At 70.8% G+C, this 19,425-nt stretch carries 22 protein-coding genes; 17 read left to right on the top strand and 5 right to left on the bottom strand.

Features of this window, described 5'->3' with window-relative positions; genetic code table 11:
* The 3 genes from AC31A1_RS24900 to AC31A1_RS24890 form a co-directional block, all read left to right on the top strand.
* Positions 1-1,263 (top strand): cytochrome P450 (locus AC31A1_RS24900; RefSeq protein WP_489655451.1); only part of this gene is annotated, 1,263 nt, incomplete at its 5' end.
* A gap of 16 nt (positions 1,264-1,279) precedes the next feature.
* Positions 1,280-1,681, top strand: coding sequence for a zinc-binding dehydrogenase (locus AC31A1_RS24895; RefSeq protein WP_489655450.1), 402 nt, complete (start codon positions 1,280-1,282; stop codon positions 1,679-1,681).
* A 159-nt stretch (positions 1,682-1,840) separates the two neighbouring features.
* Complete coding sequence (locus AC31A1_RS24890; RefSeq protein WP_489655449.1) at positions 1,841-2,128, top strand: hypothetical protein; 288 nt, start codon at positions 1,841-1,843, stop codon at positions 2,126-2,128.
* A gap of 28 nt (positions 2,129-2,156) precedes the next feature.
* On the opposite strand, the gene AC31A1_RS24885 is transcribed toward AC31A1_RS24890, so the two are convergent.
* Both AC31A1_RS24885 and AC31A1_RS24880 read right to left on the bottom strand, forming a co-directional pair.
* Positions 2,157-2,501 carry a hotdog family protein gene (locus tag AC31A1_RS24885; protein ID WP_489655448.1) on the bottom strand — a complete coding sequence of 115 codons (345 nt, stop codon included), beginning with the start codon at positions 2,499-2,501 and terminating at the stop codon, positions 2,157-2,159.
* Between the two features lie 47 nt (positions 2,502-2,548).
* Entirely contained in the window at positions 2,549-2,734 is a 186-nt protein-coding gene (locus AC31A1_RS24880) for a hypothetical protein (RefSeq protein ID WP_489655447.1), read from the bottom strand.
* A gap of 153 nt (positions 2,735-2,887) precedes the next feature.
* Here AC31A1_RS24880 and AC31A1_RS24875 point away from each other — a divergent pair, with 153 nt between their 5' ends.
* The 5 genes from AC31A1_RS24875 (at position 2,888) to AC31A1_RS24855 (ending at position 8,083) form a co-directional block, all read left to right on the top strand.
* Positions 2,888-3,325 carry a Fur family transcriptional regulator gene (locus tag AC31A1_RS24875; RefSeq protein ID WP_033280496.1) on the top strand — a complete coding sequence of 146 codons (438 nt, stop codon included), beginning with the start codon at positions 2,888-2,890 and terminating at the stop codon, positions 3,323-3,325.
* Between the two features lie 34 nt (positions 3,326-3,359).
* Complete coding sequence (katG, locus tag AC31A1_RS24870) at positions 3,360-5,573, top strand: catalase/peroxidase HPI (protein ID WP_489655446.1); 2,214 nt, start codon at positions 3,360-3,362, stop codon at positions 5,571-5,573.
* Between the two features lie 111 nt (positions 5,574-5,684).
* A complete protein-coding gene (locus AC31A1_RS24865; RefSeq protein ID WP_489655445.1) occupies positions 5,685-7,271 on the top strand; it encodes a serine/threonine-protein kinase in 1,587 nt (528 codons plus the stop codon).
* A gap of 9 nt (positions 7,272-7,280) precedes the next feature.
* Positions 7,281-7,733: a flavodoxin family protein gene (locus tag AC31A1_RS24860; protein ID WP_489655444.1), complete on the top strand. Its 453-nt coding sequence runs from the start codon at positions 7,281-7,283 to the stop codon at positions 7,731-7,733.
* A 113-nt stretch (positions 7,734-7,846) separates the two neighbouring features.
* The gene (locus tag AC31A1_RS24855) at positions 7,847-8,083 is read left to right on the top strand and encodes a chaplin (RefSeq protein WP_489655443.1); all 237 of its coding nucleotides are present in this window, start codon (positions 7,847-7,849) and stop codon (positions 8,081-8,083) included.
* A 92-nt stretch (positions 8,084-8,175) separates the two neighbouring features.
* Here the strand turns inward: AC31A1_RS24855 and AC31A1_RS24850 are convergent, their stop codons facing one another.
* Complete coding sequence (locus tag AC31A1_RS24850; RefSeq protein ID WP_489655442.1) at positions 8,176-8,850, bottom strand: hypothetical protein; 675 nt, start codon at positions 8,848-8,850, stop codon at positions 8,176-8,178.
* A gap of 266 nt (positions 8,851-9,116) precedes the next feature.
* Between AC31A1_RS24850 and AC31A1_RS24845 the strand changes: the two genes are divergently transcribed.
* The 8 genes from AC31A1_RS24845 (at position 9,117) to AC31A1_RS24810 (ending at position 16,592) form a co-directional block, all read left to right on the top strand.
* Positions 9,117-10,037, top strand: a complete 921-nt coding sequence (locus AC31A1_RS24845; protein ID WP_489655441.1) for an SGNH/GDSL hydrolase family protein — start codon at positions 9,117-9,119, stop codon at positions 10,035-10,037.
* A gap of 117 nt (positions 10,038-10,154) precedes the next feature.
* Entirely contained in the window at positions 10,155-11,795 is a 1,641-nt protein-coding gene (pgm, locus tag AC31A1_RS24840) for a phosphoglucomutase (alpha-D-glucose-1,6-bisphosphate-dependent) (protein WP_489655440.1), read from the top strand.
* 99 nt (positions 11,796-11,894) lie between these two features.
* The gene (gene nhaA, locus AC31A1_RS24835) at positions 11,895-13,781 is read left to right on the top strand and encodes a Na+/H+ antiporter NhaA (protein WP_489655439.1); all 1,887 of its coding nucleotides are present in this window, start codon (positions 11,895-11,897) and stop codon (positions 13,779-13,781) included.
* Between the two features lie 105 nt (positions 13,782-13,886).
* Positions 13,887-14,051 carry a 50S ribosomal protein L33 gene (gene rpmG, locus AC31A1_RS24830; protein WP_489655438.1) on the top strand — a complete coding sequence of 55 codons (165 nt, stop codon included), beginning with the start codon at positions 13,887-13,889 and terminating at the stop codon, positions 14,049-14,051.
* Between the two features lie 50 nt (positions 14,052-14,101).
* Positions 14,102-14,350, top strand: coding sequence for a type B 50S ribosomal protein L31 (locus AC31A1_RS24825; protein ID WP_317883668.1), 249 nt, complete (start codon positions 14,102-14,104; stop codon positions 14,348-14,350).
* The gene (gene ykgO / locus AC31A1_RS24820) at positions 14,347-14,469 is read left to right on the top strand and encodes a type B 50S ribosomal protein L36 (RefSeq protein ID WP_014669332.1); all 123 of its coding nucleotides are present in this window, start codon (positions 14,347-14,349) and stop codon (positions 14,467-14,469) included. The genes AC31A1_RS24825 and ykgO overlap by 4 nt, the downstream gene beginning before the upstream one ends.
* Positions 14,470-14,617: 148 nt before the next feature.
* On the top strand, positions 14,618-15,448 hold the full coding sequence (locus AC31A1_RS24815; protein ID WP_489655437.1) for a PP2C family protein-serine/threonine phosphatase: 831 nt from the start codon (positions 14,618-14,620) through the stop codon (positions 15,446-15,448).
* Between the two features lie 169 nt (positions 15,449-15,617).
* Positions 15,618-16,592 (top strand): MASE1 domain-containing protein, encoded by a 975-nt coding sequence (locus tag AC31A1_RS24810; RefSeq protein ID WP_489655436.1) that lies wholly within the window; start codon positions 15,618-15,620, stop codon positions 16,590-16,592.
* Between the two features lie 33 nt (positions 16,593-16,625).
* Here the strand turns inward: AC31A1_RS24810 and AC31A1_RS24805 are convergent, their stop codons facing one another.
* Positions 16,626-17,762, bottom strand: coding sequence for a PP2C family protein-serine/threonine phosphatase (locus tag AC31A1_RS24805; RefSeq protein WP_489655435.1), 1,137 nt, complete (start codon positions 17,760-17,762; stop codon positions 16,626-16,628).
* Between the two features lie 153 nt (positions 17,763-17,915).
* Between AC31A1_RS24805 and AC31A1_RS24800 the strand changes: the two genes are divergently transcribed.
* Positions 17,916-18,677 (top strand): hypothetical protein, encoded by a 762-nt coding sequence (locus AC31A1_RS24800; RefSeq protein ID WP_489655434.1) that lies wholly within the window; start codon positions 17,916-17,918, stop codon positions 18,675-18,677.
* On the opposite strand, the gene AC31A1_RS24795 is transcribed toward AC31A1_RS24800, so the two are convergent.
* On the bottom strand, positions 18,643-19,176 hold the full coding sequence (locus AC31A1_RS24795; RefSeq protein ID WP_489655433.1) for a TerD family protein: 534 nt from the start codon (positions 19,174-19,176) through the stop codon (positions 18,643-18,645). The genes AC31A1_RS24800 and AC31A1_RS24795 overlap by 35 nt on opposite strands.
* Between the last annotated feature and the right edge of the window lie 249 nt (positions 19,177-19,425).

The following is a 19,425-nucleotide window of genomic DNA, read 5'->3' as shown; positions in this document are numbered from 1 at the left end:
CGCATACGCATCGGCCTCACCCCCGCCTACGTGGTCACCGACCCCGCCCTGACCCGTCGGGTCCTGGTGACCGACGCCGCGGACTTCACCAAGGGCGGGAAGATCATCGACGCGCTGCGGGTCTTCTTCGGCGACGGGCTGGCCACCGTCGCCGACGGGGACACGCATCTGCGCAACCGGCGCCTGATGCAGCCGATGTTCAACAAGGCGCACATCGCCGAACGCGGCGACGCCATGATCGACCGGGTTCGGAGGCTCGTCGCCGCCTGGCCCGCGGGACAGCCCCGCGATGTGTACGCGGACATGAACGCGATCACCCTGGCCGCGTTCCTGGTGGCCCTCTTCGGCACCGATGTGCCGGGGCAACTGGCGGGCGAGTTCACCGCACTGATGCCGGCCATCATGGAAGGAACGATTCGGCAGACCATCCTCCCGGCCTGGGTGACCCGTCTGCCGCTGCCCATGAACCGGGCCCACGCCGAGCGGGTCGCCCGGCTGCGCGCGCTGATCGACCAGGCCATCGACCACCACGGCACCGGAGACGCGGCGCCCGCCGAGGTGACGGGCTGCCCGCACGCGGGTATCGCCCGGGACGAGGAGAGGTCCGGCCTCTTCGACACCCTGCTCGCGGCGGAGGACTCGCTGGGCCGTCAGCAGCTCCAGGACGAGGCCATCACCCTGCTGACCGGGGCGATCGAGACCACCGGCACCACGCTGGCCTGGACGCTGTACGAGATCACCCGGAACCCCGGCATCGAGCGACGGCTCCGCGAGGAACTGGAGTCGGTGTGCGGCGACCGGCCCCTGCGCCACGAGGACCTCGACCAACTCCCGTACTCCCGAAGGGTTTTGCAGGAGGCCATCCGAAAATACGGGCCCGCCTGGATGGTCACCAGAACCGCCGCCCGTGACGTCGACCTTGGCGGTCACCGCATCCCCCGGGGCGCCGACGTGATCTGGAGCCCCTATCTGCACCAGCACGACCCGGACCACTTCCCCGACCCCGACACCTTCGACCCGGACCGCTGGACACCCGAACGCGCCCCGGCCACGCGCGGTTCCTTCCTCGCCTTCGGCGACGGCCGCCGCAAGTGCATCGGCGAGAACTTCGCCTGGGCGGAACTCCAGATCATCCTCGCGACCGTTCTGCGGACCTGGCCCCGCCTCGAACTCACCTCACGCCCGCCCCGCGCCCAGGCCGTCGTCACCGTCAAGCCCGACACGATGACCATGGCGTTCCTGCCGTCGACCGCCCCGGCGTAGTCACACCCGGGACCGGGTGCCCGCGGCCTTCCGGGGCGCGGGCACCCGCGTCGGCCTCCGGCCGTACGGCGCGGGCGGATCGCTCGGCGGACCGCGGACGTTCGGCGGCCCGGTACTCCGCGACACCCTCCCGCTCGTCCGCCCGCGCGGCCGGGTCGCGCTCGTCGGCCACACCGCCGGACGCGAATTCACCGTCGGCCTCGCGGACTTCCTGCTCGCCGACGTGTCCCCGCTGCCGGTGAACCTGATGACGCGGGGCAAGGAGGACGCGGCGGACGTGGAGGGGCTGCTGGCGGATCCGCGGTCGGGGGCACTGACCCTGGAGATCGAGCGGCACGGCATCGACGCGTTCGCCGAGGCGGCCGAGCGACTGCGGAGCGGGGAGGTGATCGGCAAGGTGGTGCTGGACCTGGGCTGAAGGGCCTCAACGGTGCGAGGGACTCAACTTCCTTTGACGGCGCGGCCTTTGGTGTGGCCTTCGGTGAACCAGACGGCGGCATCGGGCGTCTCTCCCTTCGCCCCTGCCCCACAGCAAACACCGAAGGTGCGGCTCGCGCCGCTGACAGGAGAGTTCACCGTGATCGACCGTGACCACGAGCAGTCCGACGTCCGGCCCCACCCCGCTGCCCCCTGGTGGTGGGGACTCGGGCCGATCGGAGCCGTCGGTCTCGTCGTCCTCGGGATCGCCGCGGTCGTCTGGTCCTTCCTCCGCCTGCCCGGTACCTCCGAGAACCAGGCAACTGACTACTACCAGGCGAGCAAGGTAGTCGCGATCGGCCTGGTCGTGGCAGGCACCGCGCTCCTGGGCCGCATCCGCGCCCGCGCCTCCGACAAGGAGACGACGCGGGAACACGAAGCCGCCTGACGACGAGCGGCCCATCCGATCCTGGTTCTCACCCCACCTCCCGAACTTGCCCGCCCACGCCCGCGAACTCCGCCGTCGCACGGTGAACCAGACAGCCGTGCAGTTGAGCCATGACGACCGGTCCCGTCAGCCCCTCCGACCGGGCGAACTCGGTGTCGTAGTGGATGAGATGGGCGTTGCGGATGACCGCGCCGAACCGCAGCAAGGTGATCGCGTCGGGGGTCAGCGCGACGGCAACACGGGCTGCCCCACGACGACTTGGCGTTCTCGGCGGCCCGTCATCGGACGATGAACCTCTCCGTGACCTCGACCAACGCTCCCCGTTCCGCGCCGTACACCTTCTCCGTCGTGAGGAGAAGGAAGTCTTCGTCAACTCCGTTGCGCTCTACGGCAGTCAGCGCACGCCACAGCTCGATCAGGTCACCCGCCCGCCATCAGCCGGACATCGAGCCCGTCGGTGCCGGGGACCTCGTCGCGGTACATGCCGTCCGGCCGGAACTCCGCCGCGTCCTCGGCCCGTACGACACCCAACGACCGCCACTCCCAGCCCGCACGGTAGGGACGCCCCACCCGGCACATCGACACCGTGCGTGAGTTCCCGCTCACCGAGACCGGCAAGGTTCGCAAGGGCGTACTGCGCGAACGTGGGGTCGCCGCCACCACCTGGGACCACTCCACACCGCCCACCCCGGGACGACATCAAACTTGAACCATTTGTTTTCTTGAATCACTCGTGTTTATGGCTGTAGGTTGAGCGGCATGACCGCATCCCAGCCACCGACCACCGCCGAGGAGCTGCGCGGTGCCGGCCTGCGGGTGACGGCAGCCCGCGTCGCGCTGCTGGAGACCGTCCGGCACGGCGACCACCTCGATGTCGAGGCGGTCGCGTCCGGGGTCCGTGACCGCGTAGGACACATATCGCTCCAGGCCGTGTACGACGCCCTCCACGCGCTGACCTCGGCCGGACTCATACGCCGTATCGAACCGGCAGGCAGTCCCGCCCGCTTCGAAGGACGCGTCGGCGACAACCACCACCACCTCATGTGCAGGTCGTGCGGTGTCGTCGCCGATGTCGACTGCGCGGTCGGCGAGGCACCCTGCCTGACCGCCGCCGACGACCAAGGCTTCTCGATCGACGAGGCCGAGGTCATCTACTGGGGTCTGTGCCCCGCCTGTACCGCGGTCCCCAGTTCCTGAGCCACGTGTTCCACCCCGTTTTGGAAGGATTCCCATGTCTGAGAACCACGACGCAATCGTCACGGACGCGAAGTCGGAGGATGCCGGGGGCTGCCCCGTCGCGCACGGGCGCGCCGCGCACCCGACCCAGGGCGGTGGCAACCGTCAGTGGTGGCCGGAGCGGCTGAACCTGAAGATCCTCGCCAAGGACCCGGTCGTCGCGAACCCGCTCGGCGCGGACTTCGACTACGCCGAGGCGTTCGGCGCCCTGGACCTCGCGGCCGTCAAACAGGACATCGCCGAGGTACTGACCACCTCGCAGGACTGGTGGCCGGCCGACTTCGGCAACTACGGCCCGCTGATGATCCGCATGGCCTGGCACAGCGCCGGCACCTACCGCATCAGCGACGGCCGCGGCGGTGGCGGCCGCGGCCAGCAGCGCTTCGCCCCGCTGAACAGCTGGCCGGACAACGGCAACCTCGACAAGGCCCGCCGTCTGCTGTGGCCGGTCAAGAAGAAGTACGGCCAGTCCATCTCCTGGGCCGACCTCCTGATCCTCACGGGCAACGTGGCGCTGGAGACGATGGGCTTCGAGACCTTCGGCTTCGGCGGCGGACGCGCCGACGTCTGGGAGGCCGACGAGGACGTGTACTGGGGTCCCGAGACCACCTGGCTCGACGACCAGCGCTACACCGGCGACCGCGAGCTGGAGAACCCGCTCGGCGCCGTCCAGATGGGCCTCATCTACGTCAACCCCGAGGGCCCGAACGGCAACCCGGACCCGCTGGCCGCGGCCCGCGACATCCGTGAGACCTTCCGCCGGATGGCGATGAACGACGAGGAGACCGTCGCCCTCATCGCCGGTGGCCACACCTTCGGCAAGACCCACGGCGCCGGCCCGGCCGAGTCGGTCGGCGACGACCCCGAGGCCTCCCCCCTGGAGCAGCAGGGCCTGGGCTGGAAGTCCACCTACGGCACCGGCAAGGGCGGCGACGCCATCACCTCCGGCCTTGAGGTCACCTGGACCACCAAGCCCACCCAGTGGAGCAACGACTTCTTCGACATCCTCTTCGGCTACGAGTGGGAGCTGACCCAGAGCCCCGCCGGCGCCAACCAGTGGGTGGCCAAGGACGCCGAGGCGATCATCCCCGACGCGCACGACGCGTCGAAGAAGAAGCTCCCGACGATGCTCACCACCGACCTCTCGCTGCGCTTCGACCCGATCTACGGCGAGATCTCGAAGCGCTTCCACGAGAACCCGGCGCAGTTCGCGGACGCCTTCTCCCGCGCCTGGTTCAAGCTGACCCACCGTGACCTGGGCCCGAAGTCCCTGTACCTCGGCCCGGAGGTCCCCTCCGAGACCCTGCTGTGGCAGGACCCGCTGCCGCAGGCCGAGGGCGAGGCCATCGACGCCGCCGACGTCACGGCCCTCAAGGCGAAGATCCTCGCCTCGGAGCTGACCGTCTCGCAGCTGGTGTCCACCGCGTGGGCGTCCGCCTCCACCTTCCGGGGCAGCGACAAGCGCGGCGGTGCCAACGGCGCGCGTATCCGCCTGGAGCCGCAGCGCGGCTGGGAGGCCAACGACCCCGACCAGCTCGCTCAGGTGCTGCGTGTCCTGGAGGGCATCCAGACGGAGTTCAACTCCGGCGCCAAGAAGGTCTCCCTGGCCGACCTGATCATCCTCGGCGGTGCCGCCGCGGTCGAGAAGGCCGCCAAGGACGGCGGCGTCGACGTGGAGGTCCCCTTCACGCCGGGCCGTGTCGACGCGACCGAGGAGCACACGGACGTCGAGTCGTTCGCCGCGCTGGAGCCGACCGTCGACGGCTTCCGCAACTACCTCGGCAAGGGCAACCGCCTTCCCGCCGAGTACCTGCTGCTCGACCGCGCGAACCTGCTCACGCTGACCGCCCCCGAGCTGACCGTCCTCGTCGGCGGCCTGCGCGTCCTGGGCGCCAACCAGGGCCAGTCCACGCACGGTGTCCTCACCGACAAGGTCGGCACGCTGACCAACGACTTCTTCGTGAACCTGCTCGACCTGGGCACCACGTGGTCGTCGACCTCCTCGGACCAGCAGACCTTCGAGGGCCGCGACGCCTCCGGCGCGGTCAAGTGGACCGGCACCCGTGCCGACCTGGTCTTCGGCTCGAACTCCGAGCTGCGCGCGCTCGCCGAGGTCTACGCGAGCGACGACGCGAAGGAGAAGTTCGTGAAGGACTTCGTCGACGCGTGGGTCAAGGTCTCCAACCTGGACCGCTTCGACCTGATCTGAGCAGTCCGCACCACCTGACGTCCGGGTCGGCCCTCACGGGTCGGCCCGGACGTTTCTCACCTTCTGAACTCGCGGCACAGGCCTGCACGTTCGTCACATAAGCTCCTCCGCATGAACGAGGGGGAGCCCGACAGACGGGTCGTGGACGGCCGTTTCGAGCTGGAGTCCCGGCTCGGCGGCGGTGGCATGGGCACGGTCTGGCGCGCCCAGGACCTGCTGCTGCACCGCTATGTCGCGGTCAAGGAGGTCCGGCCGCCGGACATCGACCTCGCCGAGTACGACCCCGCCGCGGCGGAGATGCTGCGCCAGCGGGTCCTGCGCGAGGCACGCGCCCTGGCCCGGGTCGAGCACCCGAACGTGGTGACGATCCATCACATCGTCGACGAGGGCGTGGGCACCTACCCGTGGCTCGTCATGGAACTCGTCCAAGGCGGCTCGCTCGCCGACCGGTTGGCCCGCGGACCCATGGCCCCCGCCGAGGCCGCCCACCTCGGCATCGGCGTGCTCGACGCCCTGAACGCGGCGCACGCGGCGGGCGTCCAGCACCGCGACGTGAAACCCGCCAACGTCCTGCTGCGCACCGACGGACGCCCTGTCCTCACCGATTTCGGCATCGCCGCGATCCGCGACGCCACCGCCCTCACCGCCACCGGCTCGATCATCGGCACCCCCGACTACATGGCCCCGGAACGGGTCTCCGGCCGGAGCGGCGGCCCCGCCGCCGACCTGTGGTCGCTCGCGATGATGCTCTACGTCGCCGTCGAGGGCCACCACCCGCTCCAGCGCGGTACGACCCTGGCCACGCTGGCAGCCGTACTCCAGGAGGACGTGCCGCCACCGGTGCGGGCCGGATCGCTGACGCCGGTGCTGTCCTGCGTCCTGGTCCGCGATCCCGAGGCGCGACCGGACGCCGGGACGGTCGGCCGGATGCTGGCCGCGGCCGCGGCACAGCAGCCCGAGGACCGTCGCCCGGAAACCACCTCGTACCGGCTCGCACCTCCGGTGCCTCCGTCACTGCCGCCGACCGGCGGCATGCCGGCGGCGAAGCGGTCCCGAGGCGTGGCGGTCGCCTCCAGCGTCGTAGGCGTACTGCTCATCGGCACGCTCGCCTGGAAGGTGCTGCCGGGTGGGAACGACAAGAACGACTCGACGGCGTCCTCGGGCGCCAGCGGTCAGACGCAGCAGCAGACCACGCCCACCGTCTCGGCGACTCGGAGCAGCGCCGCCGTGAAGACCCAGGACATGCTCACGCCGGCCGGCATTCGCACCGCGATCAAGGCCTTCGAGGAGAAGACGGGCAGTGACCGCTTCTCCGACTTCTCCGTCTACCCGGGATACGTCATCGCGGATGTGATGGTGAAAGGCAGCAAGACCAAGTACGTCAGCTACACCTACCGCTCCGGTACCGGTTTCGACGAGGCGTTCGACAACAAGGGCACGGTGATAGACGGTGACCAACCGGTGAAGCTGGACGACTTCAACTGGGACGCGGTTCCCGCGTTGTTGAAGCGCGCGAACAAAGACCTGAAGGTCAAGGACCCGACGAGCCGTTACCTGTTGCTCCGGCCGCCGAGCACCAACGGCGGCGACACCCAGGCCGGCATGGCGATCTATCTGAGCGACGACTACGGCTCCGGCGGCTTCCTGGAGGCCAACACCCAGGGCACCGTTACCAGGGTGGAGCCGGCCGACGAGTAGGTTCACTCCGTGCCCACCTTGCTGATGGTCCATCACACCCCCTCGCCCAACTGCCAGGCGATGTTCGAGGCCGTCGTCGCCGGTGCTACGACACCGGAGATCGAGGGCGTGCGGATCGTACGGCGGGCCGCCCTGGCCGCTACCGTGTCGGACGTGTTGGAAGCCGACGGATATCTCCTGGGGACGCCGGCGAACCTCGGGTACATGTCCGGCGCGCTCAAGCATTTCTTCGACCAGATCTACTACCCGTGCCTGGACCAGACCCGGGGCCGGCCCTTCGGCTACTACGTGCACGGCGGGAACGACGTGACGGGAGCCGTGCGCGGCATCGAGTCGATCACGAACGGGCTGGGCTGGCGGCGGGTCTCGGACCCGGTGACGCTGACCGGTGAGCCGGACAAGGCCGGTGTCGAGGCCTGCTGGGAACTCGGAGCGACGGTCGCCGCAGGTCTGACGGCCTGAACGGTCACTCTCAGTGGATTGCCGCCACCCGTTCGGCCGCCGAAGAGTGTCGTGACCCCCCGAAGCACCCTCAGCGTGGAGGGACATACCCCTCCGAGTGACAGGAGTTCTTCATGAGGAAGCGTCTGACGGCCGCGGTGGGTCTGGCGGGTGCGGCGTTGCTGCTGTGCGCCGGTACGGCGAGCGCGGACCCCGACCCGGTCGGCACCGCCAGCGACAGCCCGGGCGTGCTCTCCGGAAACGTCGTTCAGGTGCCGATCGACCTGGATCTCAACGTCTGCGGCAACTCGATCGACGTCATCGGTCTCCTCAACCCCGCGCTGGGCAACCACTGCGAGGACTCCGACTGACGAAGCCGTACGGAATCCGCCGGCATTCGCGTCCGTGAACGAGCCGTGGGCCCCGCGCCCGCGGCTCGTTCCGCGTGTCAGGGGACGACGGGTCAGGGGACCTCGGGCAGCCGGTGCAGGGGAGTGCCGTGGGCCCAGCGCCGCAGGCGTGAACCGTCGATGAGCTGGACGCCGCCCTGCCGGCGCGCCCACCGCACGTCACGTCGGCTGAAGGTGCCCCGGTGGACGACGAGACGGAGATGCGGTCCGGAGCCGACCGAGCGTGCGGATCGCGCCGGGGTCTCCTCGCCGGGCAGCGGCTCGGCGACCGGCCGGAAGGCCACCTCCAGACGGCGGCCGAGCCGGTCGCGCGCCCGGACATGCGGCTGGCCCTGCGCGTCGGGCCTGGCCAGCGCCCGCCAGCCGTCCCGGCGCAGCATCCGGGACACGGCCAGGGCGAGCCCCTCCACATCCAGGTCGGCGATCTCCTCGGGCGTGTAGTAGCCCAGCCGGCGACGGGCCGGCGGCCGGTTGTGCCGGACCACGGCCGCCGTGATCGCGGCGAGCAGCGCCAGCCCGCCGGCGAGGGCGCCGGTGCCGAGGACGCGGTACGCCACGGCGAGCCCGGCCACGATCCCGGACACGACGACGGCGACCACGACGAGGGCGGGCAGCACCTCCCGCAGTCCGGGGCCGTAGCGTCCCTGGGCGCGCAGGGCGCGGATCGCCTCGCGCCTTCGGGAGCGCCACGACCCGCGCTTCTCGTGCCTCCGCAGCCTCTGCGGCAACAGAGCCAACTCCCCCCACCCCCAAGCGCGTTGACGCCTGCGGAAGGGATACCCGCCGGATGTGGTCCACGTGCGCGGGGACGGGAACCGGCCACCAAACCGGCCGAACTGTTTCGGCGGGTGCCGTGACTCCTCGGGCAGCCAACTCGTCCCTCCAGACCTCTGGCCCCAGGTACCTACCGCCCGGTATACAAGGCCAGTTGAACGAGAGACGACCGCATCGGGTGTGTCCCGTCGCACCGTCTCGTACCTGGGGGAGGAACCTCATGAAGCGTGAGACGCATCCGGCCGCGACGGCGCACCACCGGGGCAGGGCCGTGGCGGTCGCCGCGGCGGTCAGCGGCTGCGCCCTCGTCGTCGCGTCCGCGGCACCGGCGGCCGCGCACAACTCGGGCCACGGGCACGGCCGTTCCACTCAGTACGTGGCGCTCGGCGACTCCTACACCTCGGGCCCGTACATACCGACCCAGGTGGACGCCAACTGCGCCCGCTCCGACCACAATTACCCCTCCGTGGTCACGGCGGACCAGAAAGGGACCGTCCTCAAGGACGTGAGCTGCAGCGGTGCGACGACCGCCGAGATGTGGAAGACGCAGGGCACCAACCCGCCCCAACTGGACGCCGTAGAGCGGAACACGGACCTGGTGACCGTGCAGATCGGCGGCAACGACATCGGGTTCAGCACCATCATCGGCACCTGCGCCAAACTCAGCGCCACGGACCTGACCGGCAACCCGTGCCAGCGCTACTACAACTCCTCCGGCGCCGACCAGTTGGCGCTGGCCGTCCTCAACACCGCGCCGAAGGTCACCAAGGTCCTGCGTGCGGTGCACAAGCAGGCACCGCACGCGCGCGTGCTCGTCGTCGGCTACCCGGACCTCCTGCCCGACGACGGCAGCGGCTGCTACCCCTCCGTGCCGTTCGCCGCCAAGGACTTCCCCTATCTGCGGGACACCGGCAAACGCCTCAACCTGATGCTCCGTGTGGTGGCCGCGCTCAACGGCGCGGAGTACGTGGACACTTACGGCCCGACCGTCGGCCACGACATGTGCAAAGCGCCCGCCGACCGCTGGATAGAGCCGCTGCAACCCGCGTCCCCGGCGGCCCCGGCGCACCCCAACGCGAAGGGCGAGGCGGCCATGGCCGTCGCGGTGCTGAAGCAGCTGGACCGGCGCCACCGGTACTGACGGACAGCGGCGGCCGGGGTTTTCCACAGGCGGAGGGGGTGTACTCGCTAAACGCGCCCCTGACGAGGAAAGATGGGGCCGTACGCGAAGTCGGTCGATACGGAGGAGCGGGCCACCATGCCACACGAGCGAGCGGGCGAACAGGCCCGCGCAGAGGATCTCGTAGACGTAGCCCGTCTGGTCACCGCGTACTACGCGCTGCACCCGGACCCCGCCGAGCCGGGGCAGCGCGTCGCGTTCGGCACCTCCGGGCACCGGGGCTCGTCCCTGGCCACCGCGTTCAACGAGGACCACATCGCGGCCACCAGCCAGGCCATCTGCGAGTACCGCGCGGACCAGGGCACCGACGGACCCCTCTTCATCGGGGCCGACACCCACGCGCTGTCCGAGCCCGCCAAGGTCACCGCCCTGGAGGTGTTCGCCGCCAACGAGGTCACGGTCCTCATCGACAGCGCCGACGGCTACACACCCACCCCGGCGGTGTCCCACGCGATCCTCGCCCACAACCGCGGCCGCACCTCGGGCCTCGCGGACGGCGTCGTGGTCACCCCGTCCCACAACCCGCCCGCCGACGGCGGCTTCAAGTACAACCCGCCGAACGGCGGCCCGGCCGGCTCCGAGGCCACTTCCTGGATCCAGGACCGCGCCAACGACATCATCGCGGGCGGCCTCAAGGACGTCCGCCGCTTCCCCTACACCCGCGCGCTCGCCGCCCCGGGCACGGGCCGCTACGACTTCCTCGGCACGTACGTCGCCGACCTGCCGAGCGTCCTCGACCTGGACGCGATCCGTACGGCCGGGGTGCGGATCGGCGCCGACCCGCTGGGCGGCGCGTCCGTCGCCTACTGGGGCCGGATCGCCGAGGAGCACCGGCTCGACCTGACCGTCGTCAATCCGCTCACGGACCCGACCTGGCGGTTCATGACGCTGGACTGGGACGGCAAGATCCGCATGGACTGCTCGTCGCCGTACGCGATGGCCTCGCTGATCGCCCAGCGCGACCGGTTCGACATCGCCACCGGCAACGACGCCGACTCCGACCGGCACGGCATCGTCACCCCGGACGCGGGCCTGATGAACCCCAACCACTACCTGGCCGCCGCCATCGCCTACCTCTACGCCCACCGCGAGGAGTGGCCCGCCGACGCGGGCGTGGGCAAGACGCTGGTGTCCTCGTCGATGATCGACCGGGTCGCCGCCGACCTCGGGCGCCGGCTCGTCGAGGTGCCCGTCGGCTTCAAGTGGTTCGTCGACGGGCTGGTCGACGGCTCGCTCGGCTTCGGCGGCGAGGAGTCGGCCGGCGCGTCCTTCCTGCGCCGGGACGGCTCGGTGTGGACCACCGACAAGGACGGCATTATCCTCGCGCTGCTGGCCAGCGAGATCACGGCGGTCACCGGGAAGACGCCGTCCCAGCACTACACGGCGCTCACGGACCGGTTCGGCTCGCCCGCCTACGCCCGGATCGACGCCCCGGCCTCCCGCGAGGAGAAGGCGCTGCTCGCCAAGCTCTCGCCGGCGCAGGTCACCGCCGACACCCTGGCCGGCGAGCCCGTCACCGGCGTCCTCACCGAGGCACCCGGCAACGGCGCGGCTCTCGGCGGCATCAAGGTGACGACCGCCAACGCCTGGTTCGCGGCGCGGCCCTCCGGCACCGAGGATGTCTACAAGATCTACGCCGAGTCCTTCCTCGGCCCCGACCACCTCGGCCAGGTGCAGGAGGAGGCGAAGGCCGTGGTCGGGGCGGCGCTGGGCGGCTGACCCGGAGGCCCTGGCACCGGCTGCCGTAGGAATGAATGGTGTGGCAGGCGGTGTTGGGGCGTCACGTGAGCCATGACGCACGACGGAAGTGAACCCCGTATGTCCTTCGAAACGACCGACTACACGGGGCAGACCACGTGCGGCGACGAAGCGCGCACCCCGCTGCGTGACTTTCTGCGGACCGAGACCGGCAGCGCGGCCGTGCTGGTGGTGGCGGCGCTCGTCGCGCTCGTCTGGGCCAACGTCACGCCGTCGGCGTACGAGACGTTCTGGGAGACCCACCTCTCCGTCCGGCTCGGCTCGCACGGGGTCTCCCTCGACCTGCGCGAGTGGGTCAACAGCGGGCTGATGACGCTGTTCTTCCTCGTCGTCGGCCTGGAGGCGCGCCGCGAGTTCGACATGGGCGAGCTGCGCGAACGCAGGCGGCTGGCGCTGCCGATGGTCGCGGGCGCCAGCGGCATGCTCGTGCCGATCGCCATCTACCTGGCGATCAACAGCGGGCACGGGACGGCGAACGGCTGGGGCGCGGTGATGTCCAGCGACACGGCGTTCGCTCTGGGCATGCTCGCCGTCGTCGGCCGGCACATGCCGCCCGGGCTGCGTGTCTTCCTCCTCACGATCACCGTCGTCGACGACTTCCTGGCGCTCGTGGTGATCGCCGTCTTCTACAGCGACCACATCGCCGTACCGGCACTCCTGGTCGCCGTGGGCATGTTCGCCGTCGTCGTGCTGCTCCGGCGGTTCCGGGTGCGCCGGGGTCCGCTGTACGCGCTGCTCGGGCTGGTCGCCTGGGTCGCCCTGCTCAAGTCGGGCGTGGACCCCGTCGTGATCGGACTCGCCATGGGGCTGATCACGTACGCCTACCCGGCGGGGCGCGACGACCTGGAGCGCGCCACCGGCCTGTTCCGGCTGTTCCGCGAGCAGCCCACGCCCGAGCTGGAACGCGACGTACGCGCCGGGATCGCGGCGTCGATCTCCCCGAACGACCGGCTCCAGCGCATCTACCACCCATGGGCGAGCTACGCCGTGGTCCCGCTGTTCGCACTGGCCAACGCCGGTCTGCAGATCAGCGGCGAGCAGCTCGCGAGGGCCTTCACCTCACCCGTCGCGCTGGGCATCCTCATCGGGTACGTCGTCGGCAAGCCGCTCGGCATCGTCTCCTCGACCGCGCTGACCAGCGCCCTGTCCCGGGGCCGTATCCGGCCGCCGGTCGGCTGGGGCGCGGTGACCGCGGGCGGCACGCTGGCCGGCGTCGGCTTCACGGTCTCCCTGCTGATCGCGACCCTCGCCTTCGACGGCACCACCCTGGAGGACGCGAAGACGGGCATCCTCAGCGCCGTCATCTGCTCCTTCCTGGTCGGCCGGCTGGTCACGGGAGTGATCGGACTGCTGCCGCCGCAGATCCGGCCCCGGGTGCTGTTCGGGCGGGCGGAGACCATCGTCGACCTGTCGGTCCCCGTCGACCCCGACCGCGACCACCTGCGCGGGCCGCGCCACGCCCCGGTGACCGTCGTGGAGTACGGCGACTACGAATGTCCGTACTGCGGCCAGGCCGAGCCGGTCGTCCGCGAACTGCTCGGCTCCTTCGGGGACGAGGTGCGGTACGTGTGGCGGCACCTCCCGCTCACCGACGTCCACGAGCACGCCCAGCTTGCCGCGGAGGCCGCGGAGGCCGCCGCGCTGCAGGGCGGCTACTGGGAGATGCACGACCTGCTCCTCAGCCACCAGGGCGCCCTGCGCTTCAAGGACCTGCGGGCCTACGCCGAACAGATCGGCCTGGACACCGCCCGCTTCGAACGCGACATGCGGGCCCACGAGGGGTCGGGCCATGTCGCCGAGGACGTCGAGTCGGCCGACCTCAGCGGGGTCGCGGGCACCCCGACCTTCTTCGTGAACGGCCGCAGGCACCATGGCGCGTACGACATCGAGGGCCTCTCGCAGGCGGTACGGGCGGCTCGTGAGCGGGCGGCGGTGGTGGCGGCGTAGGCCGTCCCGCCCGTGTGGGAATGGACCGACTGGTGCCGGTGTTGAGACGCATGTAGCTGACATGCTCGGGACAAGATCCCGGGATGTGGGCGGAAGGAGGTCCTCATGGCACGCACCACGAACCGTCCCGTCGTCACCCTGAAGTCGACGGCCGGGACCGGCGTCACCTACGTGACGCGGAAGAGCCGTCGCAACGACCCCGACCGGCTGGTCCTGCGCAAGTACGACCCGGTCGCCGGCGAGCACGTCGAATTCCGCGAACAGCGTTGAACCCCGCAGAGCGGCCGTCCCTCCGGGGGCGGTCTGAGGAAGGAAGCACCATGAGGTCTGGCATCCACCCCGTGTCCCGTCCGGTCGTCTTCCGCGACCGCGCGGCGGACACCGCGTTCCTGACCACTTCGACCGCGCAGTCGGCGCGCACGATCGAGTGGGCGGACGGGAACACCTACCCGCTGATCGACGTCGAGATCTCGTCGGCCAGCCACCCGTTCTACACCGGCAACACGCGCGTCGTGGACACCGCGGGCCGTGTGGAGCGGTTCGAGCGCCGCTACGGGAGGCAGTCATGAAGGTCCGCAACTCGTTGCGCTCGCTGAAGGCCAAGCCCGGCGCGCAGGTGGTACGCCGTCGCGGCGTGACGTTCGTGATCAACAAGAAGGACCCGCGCTTCAAGGCCCGCCAGGGCTGACGCGGCCCGTACGACCGGTCGGCCCGGCCCCGCTTCGGCGGTGGCCGGGCCGTTGTCGTACCCCCGCACGTCCTGTTTGTGCGCGTTTCCGAGGGAAGAAAATCCGTTCTTTATGCTTATAGCGGTATCAACCCCCTTGGAGTGGTCAATGTCCCGCAAGCACCCCATGGACGACGGCGACGAACTGCTGGCCAGACTCGGAACGCTGACCGCCCAGGCACGCGAGCGGGCGGAACTCCAGCGCTCCCTGCTCGAACTGGCCGTCGCCCTCCAGCGCGGCATGCTGCCCGGCGACATGCCCGTCACCCCCCGGTTCCACCTCGCGGTCGAGTACTCGCCCGCCAACCACGGCCTCAACGTGGGCGGCGACTGGTACGACGCCTTCACGATGCCCGACGGGCGCATCGGCCTGTCCATCGGCGACGTCCAGGGCCACAACATCGAGGCGGCCGCGTTCATGGGTCAGGTGAGGGTCGGTCTGCGCGCCCTCGCCTCCGTCACCAGCGAGCCCGGCGAACTCCTCTCCCTGACGAACGACCTGCTCCTCTCCCTCGGCACCGACCTCTTCGCGACCTGCACCTTCATGCGCCTGGACCCGATCACCGGGGTGCTGGAGAGCGCGCGGGCCGGACACATACCCTCCGTCTGGGCCACCGCCGACGGCCGCTCCGGCATCACCGACGACGAGGGCGGCCCGCCCCTCGGCATCGTCGCCGGACAGCGGTACCCCGTGACCGAGCACCGGCTCACCACCGGCGGAGTCTTCGTCCTGGTGACCGACGGCGTAGTGGAGGGCCCCTCGATGAGCGTCGACGAAGGCCTCGACCAGGTGATGCGCCTCGCCGGAGTCGCCGCCGTGGCGGGCATGGAGGCGGGCTCGCTCGCGGCCGCCGTGATCAAGGGAGCCGAGCGCGTGGGGCACGAGGACGACGCCGCGGTCCTGGTCGTGGGCCACGACGCGCCCGACACAGGTGCCTAGGCCTGGTCCTGCGGGGCACGTCCCGGCCGCCGTTCCGCCGGGACGCCTTGATGGTCTTACGGCCGCCTGCGCCGTGCCGCGCTCAGGCGCGCCGGTCACGTGACGATTCCCTCCCGTGCGGCCCGGCGCCGTTCCGCTCGCCTCGCCGACACGGCCCGCTCAGTGTCTGATGGCAGCTGTGGTGGGTTTCGAGGATCTGCGGCGACCGGCCGGGTACGCCCTCCTGACGCTGGCCGTCGCCGGCGGCTACTTCGCGGCGGGACGGCTCGGCCTGCTGCGGGAGCTCGTCGTCGAGGGCGCCGTGTTCACCCCCGTCTGGCCGCCCACCGGCGTCGCGGTGGCCTGCCTGCTGATCTTCGGGCTGCGGGTGCTGCCCGGCATCGCCCTCGGCGTGCTCCTCGTGATCATGTCCCTCACCTCGCTCCATCCGACCGCGCTCGTCGTCCTGGCGGGCAACACCGTGGCGCCCGCCTGCGCCTACCTCATGCTGCGCCGGGTGGGCTTCCGCACCGACCTCGGCCGGCTGCGGGACGGCCTCGCCCTGGTGTTCCTGGGCGCCCTGTCCGCGATGCTGATCAGCGCCACCTGCGGGGTCGGGCTGCTCGTCGTCACCGACAAGCTGGCCGCGCACTCCTTCTGGCCGGTCTGGCTGGGCTGGTGGGTGGGCGACGCGATGGGTGTGCTCATCGTGACCCCGCTCCTGCTCATGCTGGCGACCGTGCGCCTGCCCCTGGACCTGCGCCGCTGGAAGGAGGCCCTGCTGCTCGCGGCCACCATCGGCGTGATCGTCCCCCTCGTCACCCATAACCGCATAAGCCTGCTGTTCCTGGTCTATCCGCTGCTGATCTGGGCGGCCCTGCGGTTCCGGTTCGCGGGCAGCATGCTGTGCGCCCTCTTCGCCTCCGTCATGGCCACCGTCGCGGCGACCCGGGAGACGGGCCCGTTCGCCGAGCTGACCCACGTCGAGGTCATGATGAAGCTGCAGGCCTTCAACGGCACGATGGCCCTCACCGCCCTGCTGCTGTCCTCGGTCATCACCGAGCAGCGCAACACCAGACTCTCGGTGGAGAAGGCCTGCCAGGAACTGGCCGAGGTCCTCGAACACCTCACCGCCGGCGACCCCCGCCAGGGCGGCCGCCCCTGACCGGCCCACTCCGCCGGACGAGGCGGGGAGCCGTCAGAAGAGGCCCGCGTCGCCCCGCCTGCGCAGCACCAGCAGCGCGGTGTCGTCCCGGGGCGTGCCCGCCGTGTGGCGCCGTAGATCGCCGTAGACGGTGGCCGGTACGTCCTTCGGGAGGACCTCGCCCCAGGTCGCCGCCCGTTCCTCCAGGGGATAGAACGCGCCGGACGGATCGCGTGCCTCGGTGACGCCGTCGGTGCAGAGCAGAAGGGTGCCGTCCGACGGGAAGGCGAACCATTCGACGGTACGCGGCTCAGGGGCCAGCGCGTCGAGGCCCAGCGGCACGCAGGGCTCCTGCCGGAGCACCGGCTCGGCCCGCTCCTTGTGCAGCAGCAGCGGCGCCACATGACCGCAGTTGATCGCCTGCACCTCCTGCTCGCCGTCGATGCCCAGGACCAGCGCCGTCACGAACCGCTCCCGCTCACCGGTCTGCGCCGCGAAGGAGTTGTGCCGTAGCACCGCCTCCTCCAGGGCGTCGACCACGGCGGTGAGCGTGGGCTCGGCCACGGCCGCTTCGCGGAAGGCGCTCAGCACGGCGAACGCGGCGCTGATCGCCTGCAGGCCCTTGCCCTGGACGTCGGCGATGAAGACGCGGCTGCCGTACGGCGAGGAGACGACCTCGTAGACGTCGCCGCCCACCCGGCTGTCCTCCTCCACCGGCCGGTAGAGGCCGTGGACCAGGAGCTGGTCGGTCATCAGGGGGAACGGGCGCAGGATCTGGCGTTGCAGCGCGGCCGCCGCCGACCGCAGCCGGGCGATCTCGCCCTCCCAGCGGATGCGCTGCGCCGCCCGCGCCACGCTGAGGCCGTTGAACACCAGGGTGAAGGCGACCACGGCCGCGTCCGCGCCCGCCGTGCCCAGCGGGGTGTCGACGAGGGAGCCGACGATGACGAACGTCACCCACACGGAGGCGACGGTGGTCTGCCGCACGGTTCCGCGCCCGGCGATCAGCGCGGGCAGCACCACCAGAAAGGGAGCCGGCCGGGTGTCCCGGCCCAGCGCGATACCGGTCACCGCCACCACCAGCGTGACGACGACGAGCCAGAACACGACCACGGCCCAGCTGAGCGGAGGCGTGGAGCGCTGCCCGGCGTCTACCACGGTGGAGCCGGCCGGATCTCTTGAGGTGCGCACCGGCCCTCCGCTTCCTTCAGTCGTCGAACAACCGTCGGGAAAGCTTCCCACTCTTCAATATCAGCCCCACCCGTACCGTCCGCGAACTGCGACAACAGCTCCGGCCGATCCGGGGCGCACAGAAAGCACACAGGGGGCTACATTCCGATCCGTATGTCTGGCCGATGGTGGGGGAGTTGGGGACCGTTGTTCATCTGGCGCACACTGCGGGGTGAATGGCAGGGCATCGTCGTCGATCCGGTACGACAGCTGCTGCGGCGCGGACTGATGGGGGTGTCCCTGGCGTTCGTCGCCGCTTTCGGCGTCATCTTCTTCCACGCCCTCGCACAGCACCCGACCGGTGCCACGGTCGTCCGGCACCTCGGCGGCGTCCAGGGCGACCTGCCCCTGTGGATCGCCCTGCTGCGCACCCCCATATCGCTGTACGTCCCCGCCCTCGACCTGCCCGTCTGGGCCGGCATCACCCAGCTGTTCCTCGCCTTCGCGCTGGCCGAGCTGGCCCTCGGCCGGGCCCGCACACTGGTCGTCGCCTACGCGACCACGCTGGCCGGCACCCTCACGGTGCGCGTGATGCTCCTGATCGGGCCAGGCTGCGGCGGCATCGGGCTGCGGCCCGAGATCGGGCACGTCCTCGACACCGGGCCGTCCGCGGCGGTCGTAGGACTGTTCACGTATCTCGCCGTCGTCCGGCGCGCGCCCGTCGTGTTCTTCCTCACCGGCGGGTCGATGGTGTGGGAGTCGATCGTGAAACCCAACCTGGCCGGGCGTGAACACCTGGTCGCGGTGGCCACCGCCGTCGTCCTGGGCGTGGTCCACGAGGTGCGCCACAAGCGGCCGACCGTCACCGCGCTGCTTCCGCAGTTCGGGGCGGACCAGCCGGTCAGGGCCGAGACACGCTGCCCATCTCCGCGGTGAACCCCGCCGGTTCGCTGTCGAACCCGCGCACCATCGCGTGGAACTCCCAGGCGCCGGAGGCGTCCTTGGTGAACTCCGCGACCGTCGCCGCGGTGGACCCGGCCACCCCCGCGAAGTCGTCCGACAGCAGCTCCTTGTACCCCTCCACGACCAGCGCCCTCGCGTGCGACAGATCGCCGAAGGTCCTGGTCCCGCCGTTCTGGTGGATCGCCACGCCCACGACCACCCGCGCGAAGGACGCGGCGAGCCGGTCGAGTTCGAGGACCATCACCTCCATGTAGCCGTACCCCTGGCCGCTCTCGCTGTGCCGGCTCATGTTGATCGTGCCGTCCGGCGAGCGGCTCTCGGAGTTGACGACATACACCGGACGTCCGTGCGGGGCCTCGGCCGAGTAGGTCGCCGCGACGATGTCCAGATGGCGCGGCTGCTGCCCCCAGGGACTCGGATCCCAGCGGAGCCGTACTTCGACCTTCCCCGCAACTGTGCTGACACTGCTCACTGAATGCCGCTCCCGAATCGGGCCATCACGGGACGATCCCCCGCATGGTCAAGTATGGCTCTTCGACGGCCTGTTGATGCCGCCCGAACGGACCCGGCAAACCCGGGTCAGGCGCTCCGGATCGCGTCCACCAGCCCGGCGACGAGGTGCGCCCGCTCGGCCATCGACGCGACGAGCAGATACTCGTGGTCGGCGTGGGCCCCGCCCCCTACCGCACCCAGCCCGTCGACCGTCGTCGTGGATGTGCGG

This window comes from Streptomyces sp. P5F9, assembly GCF_057961495.1.
Note: the sequence above shows the minus strand (reverse complement) of the source record. Positions and strands in the feature narration are given on the sequence as shown.

Bases quoted from the DNA above. Each gene is read 5' to 3' on its own strand.
- ykgO (WP_014669332.1), top strand. From the start codon at position 14,347: ATGAAGGTCCGCAACTCGTTGCGCTCGCTGAAGGCCAAGCCCGGCGCG.
- pgm (WP_489655440.1), top strand. From the start codon at position 10,155: ATGCCACACGAGCGAGCGGGCGAACAGGCCCGCGCAGAGGATCTCGTA.
- rpmG (WP_489655438.1), top strand. From the start codon at position 13,887: ATGGCACGCACCACGAACCGTCCCGTCGTCACCCTGAAGTCGACGGCC.
- nhaA (WP_489655439.1), top strand. From the start codon at position 11,895: ATGTCCTTCGAAACGACCGACTACACGGGGCAGACCACGTGCGGCGAC.
- AC31A1_RS24855 (WP_489655443.1), top strand. From the start codon at position 7,847: ATGAGGAAGCGTCTGACGGCCGCGGTGGGTCTGGCGGGTGCGGCGTTG.
- AC31A1_RS24800 (WP_489655434.1), top strand. From the start codon at position 17,916: ATGTCTGGCCGATGGTGGGGGAGTTGGGGACCGTTGTTCATCTGGCGC.
- AC31A1_RS24815 (WP_489655437.1), top strand. From the start codon at position 14,618: ATGTCCCGCAAGCACCCCATGGACGACGGCGACGAACTGCTGGCCAGA.
- AC31A1_RS24810 (WP_489655436.1), top strand. From the start codon at position 15,618: ATGGCAGCTGTGGTGGGTTTCGAGGATCTGCGGCGACCGGCCGGGTAC.
- AC31A1_RS24825 (WP_317883668.1), top strand. From the start codon at position 14,102: ATGAGGTCTGGCATCCACCCCGTGTCCCGTCCGGTCGTCTTCCGCGAC.
- AC31A1_RS24875 (WP_033280496.1), top strand. From the start codon at position 2,888: ATGACCGCATCCCAGCCACCGACCACCGCCGAGGAGCTGCGCGGTGCC.
- katG (WP_489655446.1), top strand. From the start codon at position 3,360: ATGTCTGAGAACCACGACGCAATCGTCACGGACGCGAAGTCGGAGGAT.
- AC31A1_RS24865 (WP_489655445.1), top strand. From the start codon at position 5,685: ATGAACGAGGGGGAGCCCGACAGACGGGTCGTGGACGGCCGTTTCGAG.
- AC31A1_RS24845 (WP_489655441.1), top strand. From the start codon at position 9,117: ATGAAGCGTGAGACGCATCCGGCCGCGACGGCGCACCACCGGGGCAGG.